This window comes from Oerskovia jenensis (assembly GCF_016907235.1).
Lineage (GTDB): Bacteria > Actinomycetota > Actinomycetes > Actinomycetales > Cellulomonadaceae > Oerskovia > Oerskovia jenensis.
This window is the reverse complement of the sequence record NZ_JAFBBO010000001.1, coordinates 2,581,908-2,597,248: the sequence shown is the minus strand read 5'-3', so window position 1 is coordinate 2,597,248 and position 15,341 is coordinate 2,581,908. Positions and strand designations below refer to the sequence as shown.

19 protein-coding genes and 1 riboswitch are annotated in these 15,341 nt (G+C 73.5%); of the genes, 5 read left to right on the top strand and 14 right to left on the bottom strand.

Annotation, left to right across the window (positions count from 1 at the left end; genetic code table 11):
* Positions 1 to 6 precede the first annotated feature (6 nt).
* The 3 genes from JOD49_RS11665 to JOD49_RS11655 form a co-directional block, all read right to left on the bottom strand.
* Positions 7 to 186 carry a hypothetical protein gene (locus JOD49_RS11665; protein WP_205307333.1) on the bottom strand — a complete coding sequence of 60 codons (180 nt, stop codon included), beginning with the start codon at positions 184 to 186 and terminating at the stop codon, positions 7 to 9.
* 102 nt (positions 187 to 288) lie between these two features.
* Positions 289 to 1,239, bottom strand: coding sequence for a quinone oxidoreductase family protein (locus JOD49_RS20765; RefSeq protein WP_205307332.1), 951 nt, complete (start codon positions 1,237 to 1,239; stop codon positions 289 to 291).
* 123 nt (positions 1,240 to 1,362) lie between these two features.
* Positions 1,363 to 2,184, bottom strand: coding sequence for a mechanosensitive ion channel family protein (locus JOD49_RS11655; protein ID WP_205307331.1), 822 nt, complete (start codon positions 2,182 to 2,184; stop codon positions 1,363 to 1,365).
* A gap of 291 nt (positions 2,185 to 2,475) precedes the next feature.
* Between JOD49_RS11655 and JOD49_RS11650 the strand changes: the two genes are divergently transcribed.
* Positions 2,476 to 3,276, top strand: coding sequence for an SCO4651 family lipoprotein (locus tag JOD49_RS11650; protein ID WP_205307330.1), 801 nt, complete (start codon positions 2,476 to 2,478; stop codon positions 3,274 to 3,276).
* A gap of 154 nt (positions 3,277 to 3,430) precedes the next feature.
* Here JOD49_RS11650 and arfB read toward each other — a convergent pair whose 3' ends face one another.
* Positions 3,431 to 3,868 carry an alternative ribosome rescue aminoacyl-tRNA hydrolase ArfB gene (arfB, locus tag JOD49_RS11645; protein WP_205307329.1) on the bottom strand — a complete coding sequence of 146 codons (438 nt, stop codon included), beginning with the start codon at positions 3,866 to 3,868 and terminating at the stop codon, positions 3,431 to 3,433.
* A 122-nt stretch (positions 3,869 to 3,990) separates the two neighbouring features.
* Here arfB and JOD49_RS11640 point away from each other — a divergent pair, with 122 nt between their 5' ends.
* Positions 3,991 to 4,806, top strand: coding sequence for a hypothetical protein (locus JOD49_RS11640; protein ID WP_205307328.1), 816 nt, complete (start codon positions 3,991 to 3,993; stop codon positions 4,804 to 4,806).
* A gap of 81 nt (positions 4,807 to 4,887) precedes the next feature.
* Here the strand turns inward: JOD49_RS11640 and JOD49_RS11635 are convergent, their stop codons facing one another.
* From JOD49_RS11635 to JOD49_RS11625, 3 genes are all read right to left on the bottom strand, one after another.
* On the bottom strand, positions 4,888 to 5,526 hold the full coding sequence (locus tag JOD49_RS11635) for an SRPBCC family protein (RefSeq protein WP_205307327.1): 639 nt from the start codon (positions 5,524 to 5,526) through the stop codon (positions 4,888 to 4,890).
* A 103-nt stretch (positions 5,527 to 5,629) separates the two neighbouring features.
* On the bottom strand, positions 5,630 to 6,430 hold the full coding sequence (locus tag JOD49_RS11630; protein ID WP_205307326.1) for a class I SAM-dependent methyltransferase: 801 nt from the start codon (positions 6,428 to 6,430) through the stop codon (positions 5,630 to 5,632).
* A gap of 87 nt (positions 6,431 to 6,517) precedes the next feature.
* Positions 6,518 to 7,333, bottom strand: coding sequence for an MBL fold metallo-hydrolase (locus JOD49_RS11625; RefSeq protein WP_205307325.1), 816 nt, complete (start codon positions 7,331 to 7,333; stop codon positions 6,518 to 6,520).
* A 291-nt stretch (positions 7,334 to 7,624) separates the two neighbouring features.
* Between JOD49_RS11625 and JOD49_RS11620 the strand changes: the two genes are divergently transcribed.
* Positions 7,625 to 8,359 carry a DUF4097 family beta strand repeat-containing protein gene (locus tag JOD49_RS11620; RefSeq protein WP_205307324.1) on the top strand — a complete coding sequence of 245 codons (735 nt, stop codon included), beginning with the start codon at positions 7,625 to 7,627 and terminating at the stop codon, positions 8,357 to 8,359.
* Positions 8,360 to 8,455: 96 nt separating this feature from the next.
* On the opposite strand, the gene JOD49_RS11615 is transcribed toward JOD49_RS11620, so the two are convergent.
* The 3 genes from JOD49_RS11615 to JOD49_RS20760 all read right to left on the bottom strand — a co-directional run bounded on the left by JOD49_RS11615 (position 8,456) and on the right by JOD49_RS20760 (position 10,602).
* On the bottom strand, positions 8,456 to 8,971 hold the full coding sequence (locus tag JOD49_RS11615) for a hemerythrin domain-containing protein (protein ID WP_205307323.1): 516 nt from the start codon (positions 8,969 to 8,971) through the stop codon (positions 8,456 to 8,458).
* A 193-nt stretch (positions 8,972 to 9,164) separates the two neighbouring features.
* Positions 9,165 to 9,797 carry a nucleoside/nucleotide kinase family protein gene (locus JOD49_RS11610; protein WP_205307322.1) on the bottom strand — a complete coding sequence of 211 codons (633 nt, stop codon included), beginning with the start codon at positions 9,795 to 9,797 and terminating at the stop codon, positions 9,165 to 9,167.
* Positions 9,798 to 9,801: 4 nt separating this feature from the next.
* Positions 9,802 to 10,602, bottom strand: a complete 801-nt coding sequence (locus tag JOD49_RS20760) for an AraC family transcriptional regulator (RefSeq protein WP_205307321.1) — start codon at positions 10,600 to 10,602, stop codon at positions 9,802 to 9,804.
* Between the two features lie 93 nt (positions 10,603 to 10,695).
* On the opposite strand from JOD49_RS20760, the gene JOD49_RS11600 reads away from it, so the two are divergent.
* Together JOD49_RS11600 and JOD49_RS11595 are read left to right on the top strand one after the other, a co-directional pair.
* The gene (locus JOD49_RS11600; protein ID WP_205307320.1) at positions 10,696 to 11,499 is read left to right on the top strand and encodes a sulfite exporter TauE/SafE family protein; all 804 of its coding nucleotides are present in this window, start codon (positions 10,696 to 10,698) and stop codon (positions 11,497 to 11,499) included.
* A 228-nt stretch (positions 11,500 to 11,727) separates the two neighbouring features.
* Positions 11,728 to 12,144, top strand: a complete 417-nt coding sequence (locus JOD49_RS11595) for a VOC family protein (protein WP_205307319.1) — start codon at positions 11,728 to 11,730, stop codon at positions 12,142 to 12,144.
* Positions 12,145 to 12,197: 53 nt separating this feature from the next.
* Here the strand turns inward: JOD49_RS11595 and JOD49_RS11590 are convergent, their stop codons facing one another.
* The 4 genes from JOD49_RS11590 to JOD49_RS11575 form a co-directional block, all read right to left on the bottom strand.
* Positions 12,198 to 12,500: a hypothetical protein gene (locus JOD49_RS11590; RefSeq protein WP_205307318.1), complete on the bottom strand. Its 303-nt coding sequence runs from the start codon at positions 12,498 to 12,500 to the stop codon at positions 12,198 to 12,200.
* 131 nt (positions 12,501 to 12,631) lie between these two features.
* Positions 12,632 to 13,366 (bottom strand): C40 family peptidase, encoded by a 735-nt coding sequence (locus tag JOD49_RS11585; RefSeq protein ID WP_239525202.1) that lies wholly within the window; start codon positions 13,364 to 13,366, stop codon positions 12,632 to 12,634.
* A gap of 55 nt (positions 13,367 to 13,421) precedes the next feature.
* A riboswitch (cyclic di-AMP (ydaO/yuaA leader) is annotated at positions 13,422 to 13,587 on the bottom strand.
* 203 nt (positions 13,588 to 13,790) lie between these two features.
* Complete coding sequence (locus tag JOD49_RS11580; RefSeq protein WP_205307316.1) at positions 13,791 to 14,081, bottom strand: DUF4287 domain-containing protein; 291 nt, start codon at positions 14,079 to 14,081, stop codon at positions 13,791 to 13,793.
* 46 nt (positions 14,082 to 14,127) lie between these two features.
* Positions 14,128 to 14,973, bottom strand: coding sequence for an alpha/beta fold hydrolase (locus tag JOD49_RS11575; protein WP_307822510.1), 846 nt, complete (start codon positions 14,971 to 14,973; stop codon positions 14,128 to 14,130).
* Positions 14,974 to 15,341 lie beyond the last annotated feature (368 nt).

Sequence of the window (15,341 nt, the reverse complement as noted above, 5' to 3'; positions counted from 1 at the left end):
ACCTGTTCAGTCGTTGAGCTTCTTGGCCTGCTCGGCCACCGTGTCGACGTGCTTGTCGACCGAGTCCGGCGTCCGGCCCTTGACCAGGCTCGCGACCTGGTCGATGCGCTCGTCCGTCAGGGCCTCCTTGGCCTTGGCGACGATGCCGCCCAGGCCACCCGGTGCGCCACCCTTCGACTCGCTCATGTCCTCGTCCTTCCGTCGGATCCCGGCACCGGTCGATACCGGGTCACTGGGTATCCTGCCCTGGTCCGGTCGCCCGCCGCGCACCCCGGGGCGGGTGAAGCGTCACGGCACGAGCACGATCCGCGTGCCCGACGCCGTCCTGGCCCCCCAGGCCGCCTCGACGTCGCGCAACGGGGTCGCCACGACCGCGACCTCGGGCCGGACCTGCGGCAGCAGGGCCGCGAGCTCACGGACGGCGGCGACCATCCCCTCGGGCGACACCGATCCCTGCCCGCTGCCGCTGACCTGCACGTTCGTCTTCCGGAGCGTCGCCGCGGGCAACGTGATGGTCGGCCCTGCGGTCGCGCCGACGTGGACCCAGCGCAGCACGTGAGCCGGATCCGTCCGGGCCCCCGTCACGGCCGCGAGGGCCGTCTCGGTCGGGGCTCCCCACACGTAGTCGACGACCACGTCGACGTCGGCGGCCTCGCGCGCGAGGCGCTCGGCCACGTCGTCGGCCGTGAGCGGGACGACCGCGTCCGCGCCGAGACGCCGGACGACCTCGAGCGAGGCCAGGTCGCGGCCGGCCCCCACGACGCGACCCGCACCCAGGTGCCGGGCGAGCTGGACCGCGAGGCGACCCGCGTTGCCCGTCGCGCCCAGGACCAGGACGCTCTCCCCGAGGCGGAGGTCGGCCCGGTGGCGCAGCGCGAGCCACGCCGACATCGCGGGGTTCATCGCGGCCGCGACCGTGACGGCGTCGAGCCCGTCGGGCAGGTCGACCAGGCGGTCCGCCGGGACCGCGACGAGCTCGGCCATGCTGCCGTGCGGCGCCTGCAGCCCCGCGAAGAACACGCGACGGCCGTCGGCGGTACGACCCACGCCGTCGAAGCCGGGGACGAGCGGCAGGACGCCGTCGCTCGTGTAGTGCGTGCCCGCGGCCCCCGAGCGCACGCGCGGGTGCAGCCCCGCGGCCAGGACGTGCACGAGGACCTCGCCGGGTCGCGGGACGGGGTCGGGCACCTCGGCGTAGCGCGGCGGCCGGTCGAAGGACGTGACGAGAGCGGCGTGCACGGTGGTTCCTCTCCTGGGACGGACGAACGGACGATGTGGTGCCGGTGGCATCGCTGGTGGTGGCGGGACGGCCGAGGGACCGGCCTCGACACCTCTCTCCACGGCCGTCCGTGGCGCGTGCGCTCAGACCGGCGGTGGCGGGACGAACGGGGGCGCCGGCAGGTCCCCCGTGACGGCCCACTCGCCGGGGCGGTCACGCAGCGCCTCCCCCACCGCCGCGACCACGGCCGAGGTGACGTGCGGTGCGTTCCGGGGCGCGTGCCAGTAGCGGACGTGGACGGTCGTGCGGTCGGGCTCGACCGCGACGGTGAGGAACTCGGGGGCCGGTCGCTTGTGGACGCCGTGCGCCGCGGCGACCGCGGGCAGGACGGTGGTCTCGACCTCGTCGGCCCGGGCGTCTCCGAGCCGGATCTCGACGGTCGCCCGGCGCGCACCGAGCACCGAGTGGTTGACGAGCGGGGCCGCGAGGACCGCGGAGTTCGGCAGGTGGACCTCGCGACCGTCGACCGTCGCGATGACGACCGACCGGCCGTTGAGCTCCTTGACCACGCCCGTCCAGTCCAGCGACTCGATCTCGTCGCCCAGGCGCACCGGCATGCGGGTCTGGAGGATGACCGCCGCCCCGAAGTTGTCCGCGATCCCGCGCAGCGCCAGGACCGCGACGATCACGACCACGATCACCGCACCGAGGATCGGCTCGGTGCGGAACCCGAGGAAGGCCAGCGCGAGCCCGATCCCGACGAGCAGCAGGAAGTAGTGCACGACCCGCTCGGCGACCGCGAGGAGCTGGGGGGACAGGCCCTTCGTGCGGGCACCCAGCGCCCGCACCCCCTTGCGCGCCAGGCGTGACAGGATCCACGCACCGAGCACCGCGAGGACCGCGAGGACGACGTCCCAGCCCGAGATGTCGGTGTCGGCGAACCAGCCGCTCACGGTGTCGATCACGCACGACCTCCTCGTCGGGACTGCTCGGGCGCGCGGCGACCCGGCCGACCGCGCCACGCGGCCCGCGGCCCGCGTCACGCGCCACGCGCCATGCGTCACGCGCGCCACGTCGATGCTCGCACCGCGGAGGAGGCTCGGCATCCGGGGGCCGGCGAGCGCCCCGAGCACCCGCGCGACACACATCACCCGCTCCGGGCACCCCTCCCCATTGCGTGGGGACACCGCGACCCTCCACAGTGGACCCCGTGGCCCCCGCCACCACACCCCACCACCCTTGAGGGAGCTTTCTTCGTGCGTCTCGTCCGCGGTATCGCCGTCCTGTCCGTCGCGTCCGTCGGGGTCCTCGGCCTCGCCGCGTGCTCGTCCGGGACCGATGCCCCCGCGTCCACATCGACCGCCGCCGACGCCGAGAAGGCCCCGGCGAAGGAGTCCTCGTCGGAGCTCACGCCCGAGAACTTCGCCAAGCGCGTCACCGCCGCGGTGATCGACGCCGGCAGCGTGACCATCTCCATGTCGACCGCGGCCGCCGGCGCGACCATGGACGTCACGGGCGACATCGTCATGAAGGACGGCAAGCAGCAGCTCGCGATGACCATGGCCGTACCGGGTTCGGAGGAGATGCAGATCCGTGTGGTCGACGGCTTGATCTACCTGAACCTGGGCACGCTCAGCCAGGGCAAGTTCGCCACGATCGACCCCGCCGACACGTCCAACCCCATGGCTTCCTCGTTCGAGGACCTCGCCGAGCAGATGGACCCCACGACGAGCGTCAAGGAGCTCGACGGGGCGATCGTGAGCATCGAGAAGGACGGCGAGCCCGTCGACGTCGACGGCGTCAAGGCCCAGCCGTACACGATCGTGGTCGACACCACGAAGCTCTCGGGCTCGATGAAGGACGAGGTCGACGCCGCCGGCGGTGCGCTCCCCGAGACGCTGACCTACCAGTACTGGATCGACGCGGACGACCGGATGCGCAAGGTCGTCACGAGCGTCCAGGGCGCCACCGTGGAGATGACCTTCACGAACTGGGGCGAGGACCTGCAGGTCGTCGCGCCGTCGGCCGAGGAGATCACGACCGAGCCGATCTTCTGATCCGCCGCGCTCTGCACGGGCGCTGAGCCCGCGTCCCGACGGCGGCGCACCGGTCCCGGCCGGTGCGCCGCCGTCGTGCTGCCCGGCCGAGCGGGGACCGGGGCGCGGCGGGCGCTGCGCGTCGACCGCCGTGCACGAGGCGGCCTCGGGCCGGTCAGTCCGTGGGGCGGCGACGCATCTGCTTGGTCGTGGTGCGCTGCTTCTTCGCGGTGAGGCGACGCTCCTGCGAGCCGCGCGTGGGACGGGTCGCACGTCGCTGGCGCGCGGGCGGCGCGAGGCCCTCGGCGACGAGCGCCGCGAGGCGCGTCCGTGCGGCCGCCCGGTTGCGGAGCTGCTCGCGGTTCTCGCTCGCCGTCACGGTGAGGACACCGGCGACGAGCCTCTTCTCGAGGCGTTCGAGGAGCCGCGCCCGCTGCGAGTCGCTCAGGACGACCGACGCGGCGACGTCCCACGAGAGCTCGACGCGCGAGTCCGTGGTGTTGACGCCCTGCCCACCCGGGCCCGAGGCGCGCGAGAACCGCCAGGCGAGCTCGCCCTCGGGGATGGTCAGGGCAGGGCTGACCGCGAGGCCGCGGTGCGGGACGGTGGTCACCCGACCATCATCGCCTGTCGTGGCCGGCAGGAGCCCTTCATTACCGGAACGGGCGTGCTGGTCCTACGATGTGCCGCGGGCGCCATCGTCGGCCCCCGTCGGCACCACCTAGGAGCACCATCGTGCGTCTTTCCCGCGGCCTCGCCGCGCTCTCCCTCGCGTCGGCCATGACCCTCGCCCTCGGCGCGTGCTCGGGCGACGCCGAGCCCGTCGCCAGTCCTCCGGCGGCCAGCCCCGAGACGTCCCCGAGCCCTACCCCGACCCCCTCCCCGACCGAGAAGGTGTCGAACGAGCTCACGGCCGAGAACGTGATCGGACGACTCACTGCCGCGCACCGCGCCGCGGGCAGCGTGACCCTGTCGACGTCGGTCACGATCGACGGCGAGCCCATGGCGATCACGGGCGACGTGGCCTTCCTCGACGGCTCCCAGGACCTCCGTCTCGCGTTCGCCATGCCCGGCGTCACGATCGACGTCCGCCGCGTCACCGGCACGTACTACCTGGGCGCCGGCGAGCTGAGCGCGAACATGTTCAACACGGTGGACATCGCGGGACCGGCCGACGGCCCGGCGGGCCTCGGGCTCATCGCCGCCGCCCTCGACCCCGCGCAGAGCATCGGCCTCCTCGCGCCCGGCGTCACGAGCCTGGAGAAGAGCGGCGACCCGGTCGTGGTCGACGGCGTCGAGACCCAGCCCTACACCCTGACGGTGGACACGGCCAGGCTCGACGCCGTCGCCCAGGAGGCCATCAAGGGCGACGACGGCATCCTGCCCCCGACCTTGGCGGTCCAGCTCTGGGTCGGCGCGGACGACCTGGTCCGCAAGCACGTCCAGGTCGTCGGCGCCGAGAACCTCGAGTTCGCGTACACCGCCTGGGGCGCCGCTCCCGCGGTCGTCGCCCCGACCCCCGAGCAGATCACGGCCGAGCCGATCCTCTAGCCCGGCGCTCCCGGGGACGAGCGTCGTCCGGGACGTGAGCGGCGTCGTCGGGCGGGATCGTGCCCGACGGCGCCGCTCGCATCAGGAGGCCCGCTCGCCGACGCGCCCCTCGGCGCGGTCGCGGATGCCGCGCAGCATGCGCGCGCTCATGAGGAAGCTGACGGGCTGGACCGGCTCGACGACCGCACCCGACCACCACCGGGTGTAGCCGTAGCGCTCGCGCACGATCAGCCGGGTCGCACCGTCCGGGACGGGGCGCAGCACGAACGACCAGGTGAAGTCGTAGGGAGGTGCGGAGGCGCCGACCGGGACCGCGCCACGCAGCACGAGGTGCCGGTCCGGGACCATCGCGGCGACGCGCAGCGCCACGTCGGGGTGGAGGCGCACGTCGTCGCCGACCGCGAGCCGCTGCCACTGCGGGTCGATCCGGTCCGCGTTCTCGATGTCGCAGCCCACGAGGTTCTCGAGCCACTCGTAGCTGTAGAAGCCGCCGCGCCCCTGGCCGAGCTGCAGGACCCACTTCCACACCTCGCGCGGCGGGGCGTCGATCGTGACGGCGCGGGTCGCGACCGCGTCGGCGTCGGGGACGATCTCGTCGCCCGCGAGCGAGGCCGACGGTTCGCCGTCGCGGGTCCCCCAGGTCATGGTCAGGCGTCGGGTCAGGAGCAGCGCTCCGACCAGGAGCGCCGCAGCGGCGGTCCGTCGTACGAGCGGTCTCATGGCAGTCTCCTCCGTCGTGGGACCTCGGCTGTCTCGATCGTCGCATCTCCGGGGACCGAAGTCGCGACGCTTGTGACGGATTGCACAAGCGTGTCGTGGGCGGTCAGTCCACGAGGCCGAAGGCCAGGAAGTGCGGGCTCGCGGCGATCAGCGCCGGGTCCTGCTCGAGCAGGCGCGCCGCCCTGACCGCGGAACCCAGCAGGAGCTCGGCCTCGTCCAGCGGCAGGTTGTCGAGCGCCGGGGCGCTCGGCCCCTCGACGCCGCAGACCGCGACCGTCCCCAGCCCCGCGTCCTCGAGCTCCCCCGCGAGCTCGTCGGGACGGTGGAAGTACGCGGTCGTGAAGCCGGACCGTGGGTCGTTCAGGCCGGTCTCGACAGCGCGACGCAGCGACGCCTCCGTCTCGTCCGACACCTCTCCCACGGCCGCGAGCTCCAGGAGCCCCGCGTACCGGCTGATCGCCGCGGCGACCACGACGCCTCCGCTGCGCGCCACGCGCGCCGCCTCACGGAGTGCGAGCAACCGGTCGGGCCGCTCCGTGAGGTGGTAGAGCGGCCCCAGGACGAGCACGGCGTCCGCCGAGGAGTCCGCGAAGGGCAGCTCCCGCGCGTCCCCGACCTGCGCACGCACCCCAGGGATCTCCGCCGCACGGGCCACGTGCGACGGCACGGGGTCGATCAGGTCGACGTCGTACCCGGCGTCCGCGAGCCAGGCCGCATGCACCCCGGTCGCACCCCCGACGTCGACCACCCTTGCGGGGGCTGCCGGGAGGAACCTGCTCAGGAGCTCGCGCGTGCGCAGCAGCTCGAGGCGACCGTGAGCGGTCGCATGGAGGCGACGTTCCTCGCGGTAGCGGTCGGTGTAGAAGTCCAGGATCTCGGGGTCCAGCGCTGGTCCGGTGCTCACGCGGACATCCTGTCGCCGATGTCCCTGTACGTCGAGCGTGCAGCTCTGGCCGTCCGTCGGCGAAGCGCTCGGCGACGAGCCGCAGCCCTACGTGAGGTGGTCGAAGTCCCCGCGCACCCAGGCCGCGTGCCGGTCGGCCGAGCGCCGCACGACGGCCCGCGCGTCCACCGGGATCACGCCCTCGAAGTTGTTGTAGAGCCGGTCGAACGCGAAACGCTCGACGTGCGTCGCGACCCGGTCCACCACGGCCCCCGACAACGGGATCCGGTTGGGGTAGCTGCGCAGGAAGCTCACCGACGTGCGGTCCGGGTTCGCGAAGATCGTGTCCCCGCTGAGCAGGACGCCCTTGCCGTCGGCGCCGGCCGCCCAGTGGGCGACCGCGCTGCCGGGGAAGTGACCGCCCGGCTGGGTCAGCGTCACGCCCGGCAGGATCTCGCGGTCCTCGGACCACGTCTGGATCACCGGGTCGGGGCGGGCGACCCACCCCGCGTCGGCCTCGGCGACGAGGACGGGCACGTCCCCCAGCGCGCGGCTCCACTCGACCTGGACGCCGAACATGTGCGGGTGGCTCGCGACGACCGCGACGACCTCACCGAGCGACCGGACCTGGCGCACCGCGTCGTCGTCGACGTACCCGACCGGGTCCCACAGCAGCATCCCGACCGGGGTCCGCACGACCTTGGACTCCTGACCGATGCCCACACCGGGGCTCCCGGCGAGTGCGAAGAGGTCGGGTTCGAGCTCGGTGACCGTGACCTCGTGCCCTTCGGCGGCGAGCTCGTCGAGCGTCGTCCAGGCCTGGCCCTCTGCGGGCACCCACTGGCGTTCGTCGGCGCAGATCGCGCACACCTCGGGCCGTTCGGCGTGCTCGACGGCGCACGTCCTGCAGATCCACCACGTCATCGGGGTCGTCCTCTCCTCGGAACGGGGCCGTGTCAGAACCAGCGTGGCCCCGGGGTCACGCCCACTCTGACACGCATCCCGCCGTGGGCGCCGTCGGGGCTGCGGGTCTCGGGGTTCACCCCGACCGGGAAATGGGGGGAACACCCCATGTCGCCCGGCGCACCGCGCCCCCTAGCCTCGGTGATGGTGGGCCCCGCCGGGGGGTGGGGCCCCCACCACGACTCCGCGCGCGCTCCGCGAGCGGAGGCCCGTCTCGGCAGCACCTGGGACACGACGAGCAAGGGGAACGACATGCGGACCACACACCGACGACTCGCGACGGCCGGCCTGGTCGCCATCGCGGCGGTCGCGCTCGGGGCGTGCGGGTTCGGGCCGCGTTCGGTCGCGACCGACACCTACACGGTCACGGAGCCGATCACGTCGGTGCGCCTCGACCTCGAGGCCGGTTCCGTCGCGCTGCGCGGCGACCCCTCGGCGACCGAGGTCGGGATCGAGCGCACGGTCGACTACACCGGCTCCTACCCCGGGCAGGAGACCCACCGCGTCGAGGACGGTGTCCTGGTGCTCTCCGGGTGCGGTCGGCGCTGCTCCGCGAGCTACTCGATCGACCTGCCCGCCGGCCTGCCCGTCACGGGCGGGACCGAGCACGGCAGCATCGACCTGACCTCGACCGGCGCGGTGGACGTCGAGACCTCCAACGGCTCCGTCACGCTCACCGAGGTCGACGCGAGGATCGTCGCACGCTCGGACAACGGCAAGGTCACGGGGACCCGCCTCGGCGGCACGGACGGCATCGACGCCGAGACCTCCAACGGTGCGGTCGAGCTGTCCCTCACGACCCCGCAGGACGTCCGGGCGGCGACCGACAACGGCAGGGTCGAGGTCACGGTCCCCGACGGCAGCTATCGGATCCGCGCCGAGACGGACCTGGGCGGCACCGACGTCTCGGTCCCGCACGACCCCGACGGCGAGTTCGAGATCGAGGCGTCCTCGTCCAACGGGCGTGTCACGGTCTCCCGGGGCTGAGCTGCTGTCAGAACCAGCGTGACCCCGAGCGCACGCTGGTTCTGACACCGAGGGGCCGAGGGCCGAACGTGCGCGGGGGGCCGGTCCACCGGGCCGTCAGAGCGGCCCCAGGACGTCGCGGGCGTCGGCGTCGAGCACGAGCGTGTCGAGAACCGTGAGCAGCATGCGTTCCTCGTACCGGAAGTGGGACTCCATGATCGCGGCGACCCCCTCGAGGTGACGCTCGAGCTCGTCCGGGGGCGCCGCGCGGTCGACCGCAGCCGTGAGGCCGCTCAGCAGGTGCGCGATCATCGAGTGGTCCTGCCTCAGGTTCCGCAACGTCCCGACCAGCTCGGGGTGCGCGGCCGCGATCGCGGGGAACAGCTCGCGGTCCTCGCCCTCGTGGTGCCCTGTCAGCGCGGTGCAGAAGCCGTGGCAGAACAGCAGCAGGTCGCGGGTCGCTGGTCGGGCCTGCTCTCCGTCGTCGAGCGCGGCACGGGTCACGCGCAGCGCCTCGCGCAGCCGGTCGTGCACGGCCCGCAGCTCGCGGCTCCAGGCGACGAGCCGGGACGTGTCGGACTGCGTGGTGGGCCCGGGCCGTGCGCCGGTCCCGGTCGTGTCGCCCTCAGTCACGTGAGGGCGAAGGGGTCGACGCTCTCATCGTCGTGCTCCTTCGTGTCCGGCGCCTCCATGCCTGGCACGGTCTGCCACCGGCACGCGACGCTGCGCAGACCCTACCGGACGCTCGCGTGCGGGGCGCGCGCCGTCGTCGGGCCGCGGGAGGCGCCTGCCGCCCGACGGCGCCGCGCACCTCCAGCGCAGCAGGTCACCCCCGCGCGACCCAGGCGGGGCGGCGCGCGTCGTCGACGCGCACGACCACGTCGGCCGTCCGCTCGGGGGCCACCTCGGCCCGGTACCGCGTGTACGCGGGCAGCGTCCAGGCGTCGGCGGGCTGCGTGCGCCGCGCGATCGTCGCGTCCTGGAGCGCGAGGTGGACGGTCAGGTCGACGTCGAGCCCGCGCCCGAGCGACAGCGACCCGTCGAGCAGCACGACGAGCCCCGGTGGCGCCTCGACGTAGTCGGCGCGCGTCGAGCGCGAGGTCACGGAATCGCGCAGGCTCGGCAGGTAGCGCCCGACCCCGTCCGGCCCGACGGCGGTCAGCACCTCACGGTTCAGCGCGCCCACGTCGATCCACTCGTCGAGCAACGAGTCCGGGTCCTCGTGGCCGTGCTCGAGCCGCACCGACGCGGGCCGCAGGAAGTCCCGCAGGCCGATGCGCGCCGTCGGGCGGCCCGCGACGCGCAGGGGTTCGACGAGCCGGTCGGCGAGCGAGGCCGGGTCCGTCGAAGGGTGGCCGTCGACGAGGACGCGCACCGCACCGCGGACGCGGGGGTGGTCTGCGACGAGCGCGGCGATCCGCGCGACCAGGACCTCGGGACCGACCGGCTCGACGCGCACCCGGTCAGGATGTCACGTGGCCGCGAGGACCAGGGTGCGCACCCGTGCCGAGGTAGTCCTGCGGGCTCGCGTCGAGGACCCGGCGGAACATGGTCGAGAACGCGGCCGGGCTCTCGTACCCCAGCGCGCCGGCGACGCGCGTCACGGACTCCCCCGCCGCGAGCCGGGGCAGGGCCGCCAGCACGCACGCGCGCTGTCGCCACCGGTCGAAGGTCAGCCCGGTCTGCGCCCCGAAGCGGCGGTTGAACGTCCGCAGGCTCACGTGCAGCGTGGCCGCCCAGGTCGCGGGCGAGGCATGGGCGTCCGGGGCGTCGAGGAAGGCGCGGCACATCACGAGCAGCGCACGGTCGTTCGGCAGCGGGACGTGCAGCGGCAGAGGCGTCATGCGCGACACCTCGAACAGGAGCAGCCGGACCAGGGCGCCGTCGCGGCCGTGCTCGTCGTACTCCGCGGGCAGGTCGACCGCCTCGAGGAGGAGCTGCCGGGCGAGGGGCGAGACCGTCACGACCTCGCACGTGGCCGGTCCCCACGGCGCAGCGACGGGCTCGACGTAGAGGCTGCACGTGCTGACGCCGTACATGGTGACCTGGTGGACGGTCTCCGGCGGGATCCACACGGCGCGGTGCGTCGGGACGACCCAGCTGCCGTCGTCCGTCTCGACGTGCATGACCCCGGTCGCCCCGTACAACAGCTGTGCCCGGCGGTGACGGTGCGGGGTGAGCACCTCGCCCGTCGCGTAGTCGGTACCGATCGGGAGGACGTCGCGCGGGACGTCGTCGACCTGGTCGATCGGAATGTTGCGCACACCACGACCCTAGCCAGCCCTGGCGTGATCGCGAAGGAACCTGGCACGTCCGCGGATGCGCGCCACCGGGCTCGCTTCCTAGCGTGGACCCTGATGTTCCTCGTCCTGCTCCTGTCCGGATGCCTCACCGGCGTCACCACCGTCCTCTTCGGCTTCGGCGGCGGCTTCATGATCGTTCCGTTGCTGCTGTGGCTCCTCTCGGGGCCGGGATCCGCACCGCTCACCGAGGACCTGGGGATGCACGTCGCGGTCGCCACCTCGTCCGCGGTCATGGTCGTCAACGCGGGGGTCGCGACGTTCGCCCAGCATCGCGCCGGGACGTTGAGGACCGACGCGCTCTGGCCCCTCACGGCGTTCATCGCCATCGGCGCGGCGCTCGGCGCCTCGGTCGCCGGCCTGGTGCCCGGCGAGGTTCTGCGGTGGGCGTTCGTCGTCTACCTCGCGGTCACGCTCCTCCACGCGGTGCTGCGCCCGGGGTTCCTCGCCACGGCACGACCCGCGCGCCCGCTGGGCCGGGCGACGACCTTCGTCGTCGGACCCGCGGTGGGCGCGGTCGCGGCGCTGCTGGGCGTGGGTGGCAGCGTCATGACGGTCCCGCTCTTCCGCCGCCACGGCTGGTCCATGACGGACTCCGCCGGTCTCGCCAACCCGCTCGGCCTGCCCGTCGCCGTCGCGGCCTCGATCACCTACGTGGTGGCCGGGGGCGCCTCGGCATCGGTCGTCGGGGCCGGTCACCTCGGCTACGTCGATCTCTCGGCCTTCGTCGGCCTGGCGGTCGGATCCGTCCTGGGGATCGTGCTCACGCGCCGGTTCGTCGGCCGGATGCCGGACCGCGTGCACGCCCGGGCCTACCTCGTGCTGCTCGCGGTGGTCCTCGTGGCGACCGTCGTCGTCTGACGGGCTCGACCCGTCCCGTGAGGCGCCGCCCGGGCGGTGGGCGCCTCCCTCGGCGAGTGCCGTCACCGGTCCCGTGCCACACTCCGGAGAGGTGGCCGACCTGACGGTGGGGAGGGACACGGGTCGCGCGGTCGCCCGCCGACCGGTTCGAGAGGGTCAGGAGTCGGGCCCCTGTCCGGCGCCGGCACGACGTCGTCCCCCCAGACCGTCCTCCCACGGAGGTGCCCGATGACCACTTTCCCGACCGTCCGCCAGGTCGTGCTCGACACGACCGATGCCCGCGCCCTCGCCGAGTTCTACCGTGCCCTGCTCGGGCTGGAGTACCGCCCGGGCGACGAGCCCCCGGCCGTGGGCACCCCCGACCCGAACGGCCAGGACTGGCTCGTCCTGCGTTCGCCCGGGGGCATCCCCCTGGCGTTCCAGCAGGTCGAGGACCTGCGCCCCTCGACGTGGCCCGACCCGGCCGTCCCGCAACAGCTCCACCTCGACTGCACGGTCCCCGACCGGGACGCGCTCGACGCCCAGCACGAGCGCGCCGTCACCCTGGGGGCCCGCCTGCTGCTCGACCGCTCGGACGACCCGGTCGAGCCTCTGCGCGTGTACGCGGACCCGGCCGGGCACCCGTTCTGCCTCTTCGTGGGCTGACCCTCCGGTCCACGCCCGACCGGCCGGACGTCGCGGCACGCACGAGGGCACCGTCAGAGTGCCTCGACCTCGATCAGCCACTGCACGACGGTCCGGTCCTCGATCGTCATCCGGTACGTCTGCCCGGCGTCGATCGCGTCGTCCAGCCGGCTCTGGCGGTTCTCGTTGACCTGGAGCAGGCCACAGGACGTCCGCACCTGGTAGTACGTCGTGGAACGGTTCGTGTGCGAGACCAGGTCGTCCTCGGCGAGGCACGTCTGCTCGGTCGTCGTCCAGGTCGCGACCCAGGCGACGAACGGCCCGACCAGGACGACGGCCGCGACGGTCCATCCGATCGCGGCCTTGGGGATGCGCATGGCGTGGAGCATACCGGCGCCGGCGCGCTGGCCGTCGGCGGAGGACGGCCCGGCGTCGGACGGGCACAACGGGCCGGGAACGCACGAGGCCCCGTCCACAGGTCTGTGGACGGGGCCTCGCGGGCAGTGGGTCAGCCGACGCGGATGAACGTCGGGTTGTTCTGCCAGATCTTGCTGTGCTTGACGGTGCTGCCCGGGGTCGTGGCCTCGATCTGCATGCCGTTGCCGGCGTAGATCGCGACGTGACCGGGGGACCAGATGAGGTCGCCCGGACGTGCTTCGGCGGCCGAGACGGGCGTACCGGCGTCGCGCTGGGCGCCCGACTGGTGCGGCAGCGAGACGCCAAGCTGCGCGTAGACGTACTGCGTCAGGCCGGAGCAGTCGAACCCGCTCGGCGACGAGCCGCCGTAGACGTAGGGAACGCCCACGTACTTCAGGGCGATGTCGACGACGGCAGAGCCCGAGGCCGAGGCCGCCGGAGCAGGAGCGGCCTTCGCCGCAGCAGGCTGCGCGCGCTCGACGCTGCGCGAGGCAGCGGCCGAGCGTTCAGGGGCGGGAGCGGGAGCAGGCGCGGGCGCCGGCTCGGGCTCCGGGGCGGGGGTGACCGCGACGGACGCCTGCTCGATCGGCAGGGCCGCGTCGGCGGCGACGGTGACCGCGGGGCTGGTCGCCAGCGCCTCACGGGCCTGTGCGGTCACGGCGGCGAGGTCGACCGAGCCGATGGACTTCGACTCGTCCGACGCCGGGGCGGCGTTCGCGGGGGCCGTGAAGACCGAGATCAGCAGGCCCGACGACGCGGCGACGACCGCGCTGCGACGCACGACGGCGGTCGCTCCGGACGCGGCAGACCGACCGAGGGAGGTCAAGGGGGTGATGGGGCGGTGCGCAGCACGATGGCGCGCACGTGGGCGTGAAGTCACGTGTGATTCTCCTGGACGCCTGAGAGGTCAGCTGTCGGGTTCGGGCCGGAGAAACTCTGCCCGGCCGGGCGGACCGAGGTCCGACCGGCTTCACCCCAAGGACACCGTCTCCGGTGCCCACGAAATTGGGTCCCCCACCCCTGCCATGGGTGTAGTTCGTGGCTCCGGAGGTGACAGGGTTCGGCGTCCACCGGGGCACTCCAGCGAGAAGGTTCTCTGCGGAGCAGAATCGACGGTACATGGCGACGCTGCGATTGTCACAATGAGGTAACGAACCGCGCGAGTCGGACATCCGTCCAGCTATGACAACGGCCCGCACCCTCGCGCGAAGGGTGCGGGCCGCCGTCGGGGACGGTGGGCGGAGCGGTGCTCAGGCGGGCTTGGTCGCCTTGCCGTCCAGCCACAGGGTGTCCGACTCGTCCCGGTGCGTACCCGTCGAACCGACGTGCTTGCTGTCAATCGTCGGGCCCTTCTTGATGACGTGGACGAGCGCCATCGCGTGACCACGGCCCAGGTCGTAGTCCTCCTTGAGCCACTCGACGATCACGCCCGCCTTGACCGACGGATCGTCGTAGCCCTTCTCGTGGGCGATCGCCACGAGCTGGCGCGGGGTGAGGCCGGTCTTGTCCTCGATGGTGTCCAGATAGGCCTGGAAGGACATGGTGCTCCTCGCTTCTGATGGATCGGGTGGATCGGGAGGGTGCGGCTCACGCGGTCCGCAGGACCGTGCGCAAGCGCTGGGCGAAGGCCGACGGGTCGTCGACGAAGCCCGTGTGGTCGCCCGGGAAGAGCGTGGTCGTCGTCCCGAGCAGGGCCGCGAGCGCCGACGACGTCCGGTCGCAGAGCTGACCCGTCGAGTCCTCGCCGACCCCGACGACGACCCGGACGGGAGAGGCCCTCAGGGCTTCGACGTCGGGCTCGAAGAGAGTCGTCCCCAGGAGGTCGTGCGCGAACCAGAAACGCTCGTCCGCGACCTGCTGAGGGTCCCGCTCGCCGCCGAACATGTGCTCGACCATCCCGTCCGGGACGGCGATGTCGCCGACCGCGAAGAACTTCCGCCAGGCCCCGACGACGTCGCCCGCGCGGTGGTCGGCCACGAGCTCGCGGGTCGCGGCGTGCAGCCGCTCACGGTCCGGCATGAGGGCGTCGAGCGGCGCCTCGTGCGCGACGACCGTCCTGACCAGGTCGGGGTGCGACTGGGCGAGGGCGAGCGCGGTCACGGCGCCACCGCTCGACCCGACGACGGTCGCGGGGCCCGCGTCGAGACCGGCCAGGAGGCGTGCGAGGTCGTCGGCCCTGACCTCGGGGGGCGTGTCCTGGTCCGGGTCGTCGACCGTGCTGCGGTGGATGCCCCGCGGGTCGGTCGTCAGGACGGTGTGGTCGGCCGCGAGCAGGTCGGCGAGGGGAGCGAACGCGTCGGCGTCCATGGGGGCGCCGACGAGCGCCACGAGCGGCCCCTGACCACGGACCTCGTGGTGGAGAGCGGCGCCGGGGACCCGCAGGGACCGGATGGTCGCGGGGACGGCCGCGGAGACGGCCGGGGTGTCGGTCACGAGAACCTCCAGAGGTGCGCAGGACGTGTGTCGAGGGGGTGGACCGGGCGGACGGGCGGAACTCATCGGTGGCCGCGGCGCTAGCCTCGGCACCGTGAGCACGCCCGAGGAGCCGCCGCGCACGACCGACGTGGGCACCGCACGCCAGGAGACGGCACTCGCCGACGGGAGCGTCCGGCCTGCGACGGTCGAGCTCCCCCCTGACGTCGGACGAGGCCCTCGGTCTGCTCGACGACGCCTACGCCGGCTGGGAGGTCCTGCGGCGGTCCACCCGGCCCTCGGTCGTGGCGGAGGAGCGCGACGGCGTCGGCTACGGGCTGTCGTCGACCCTCGTCCACGTGCTGGTGCGGCGGCCGGGGGAGCGGTGC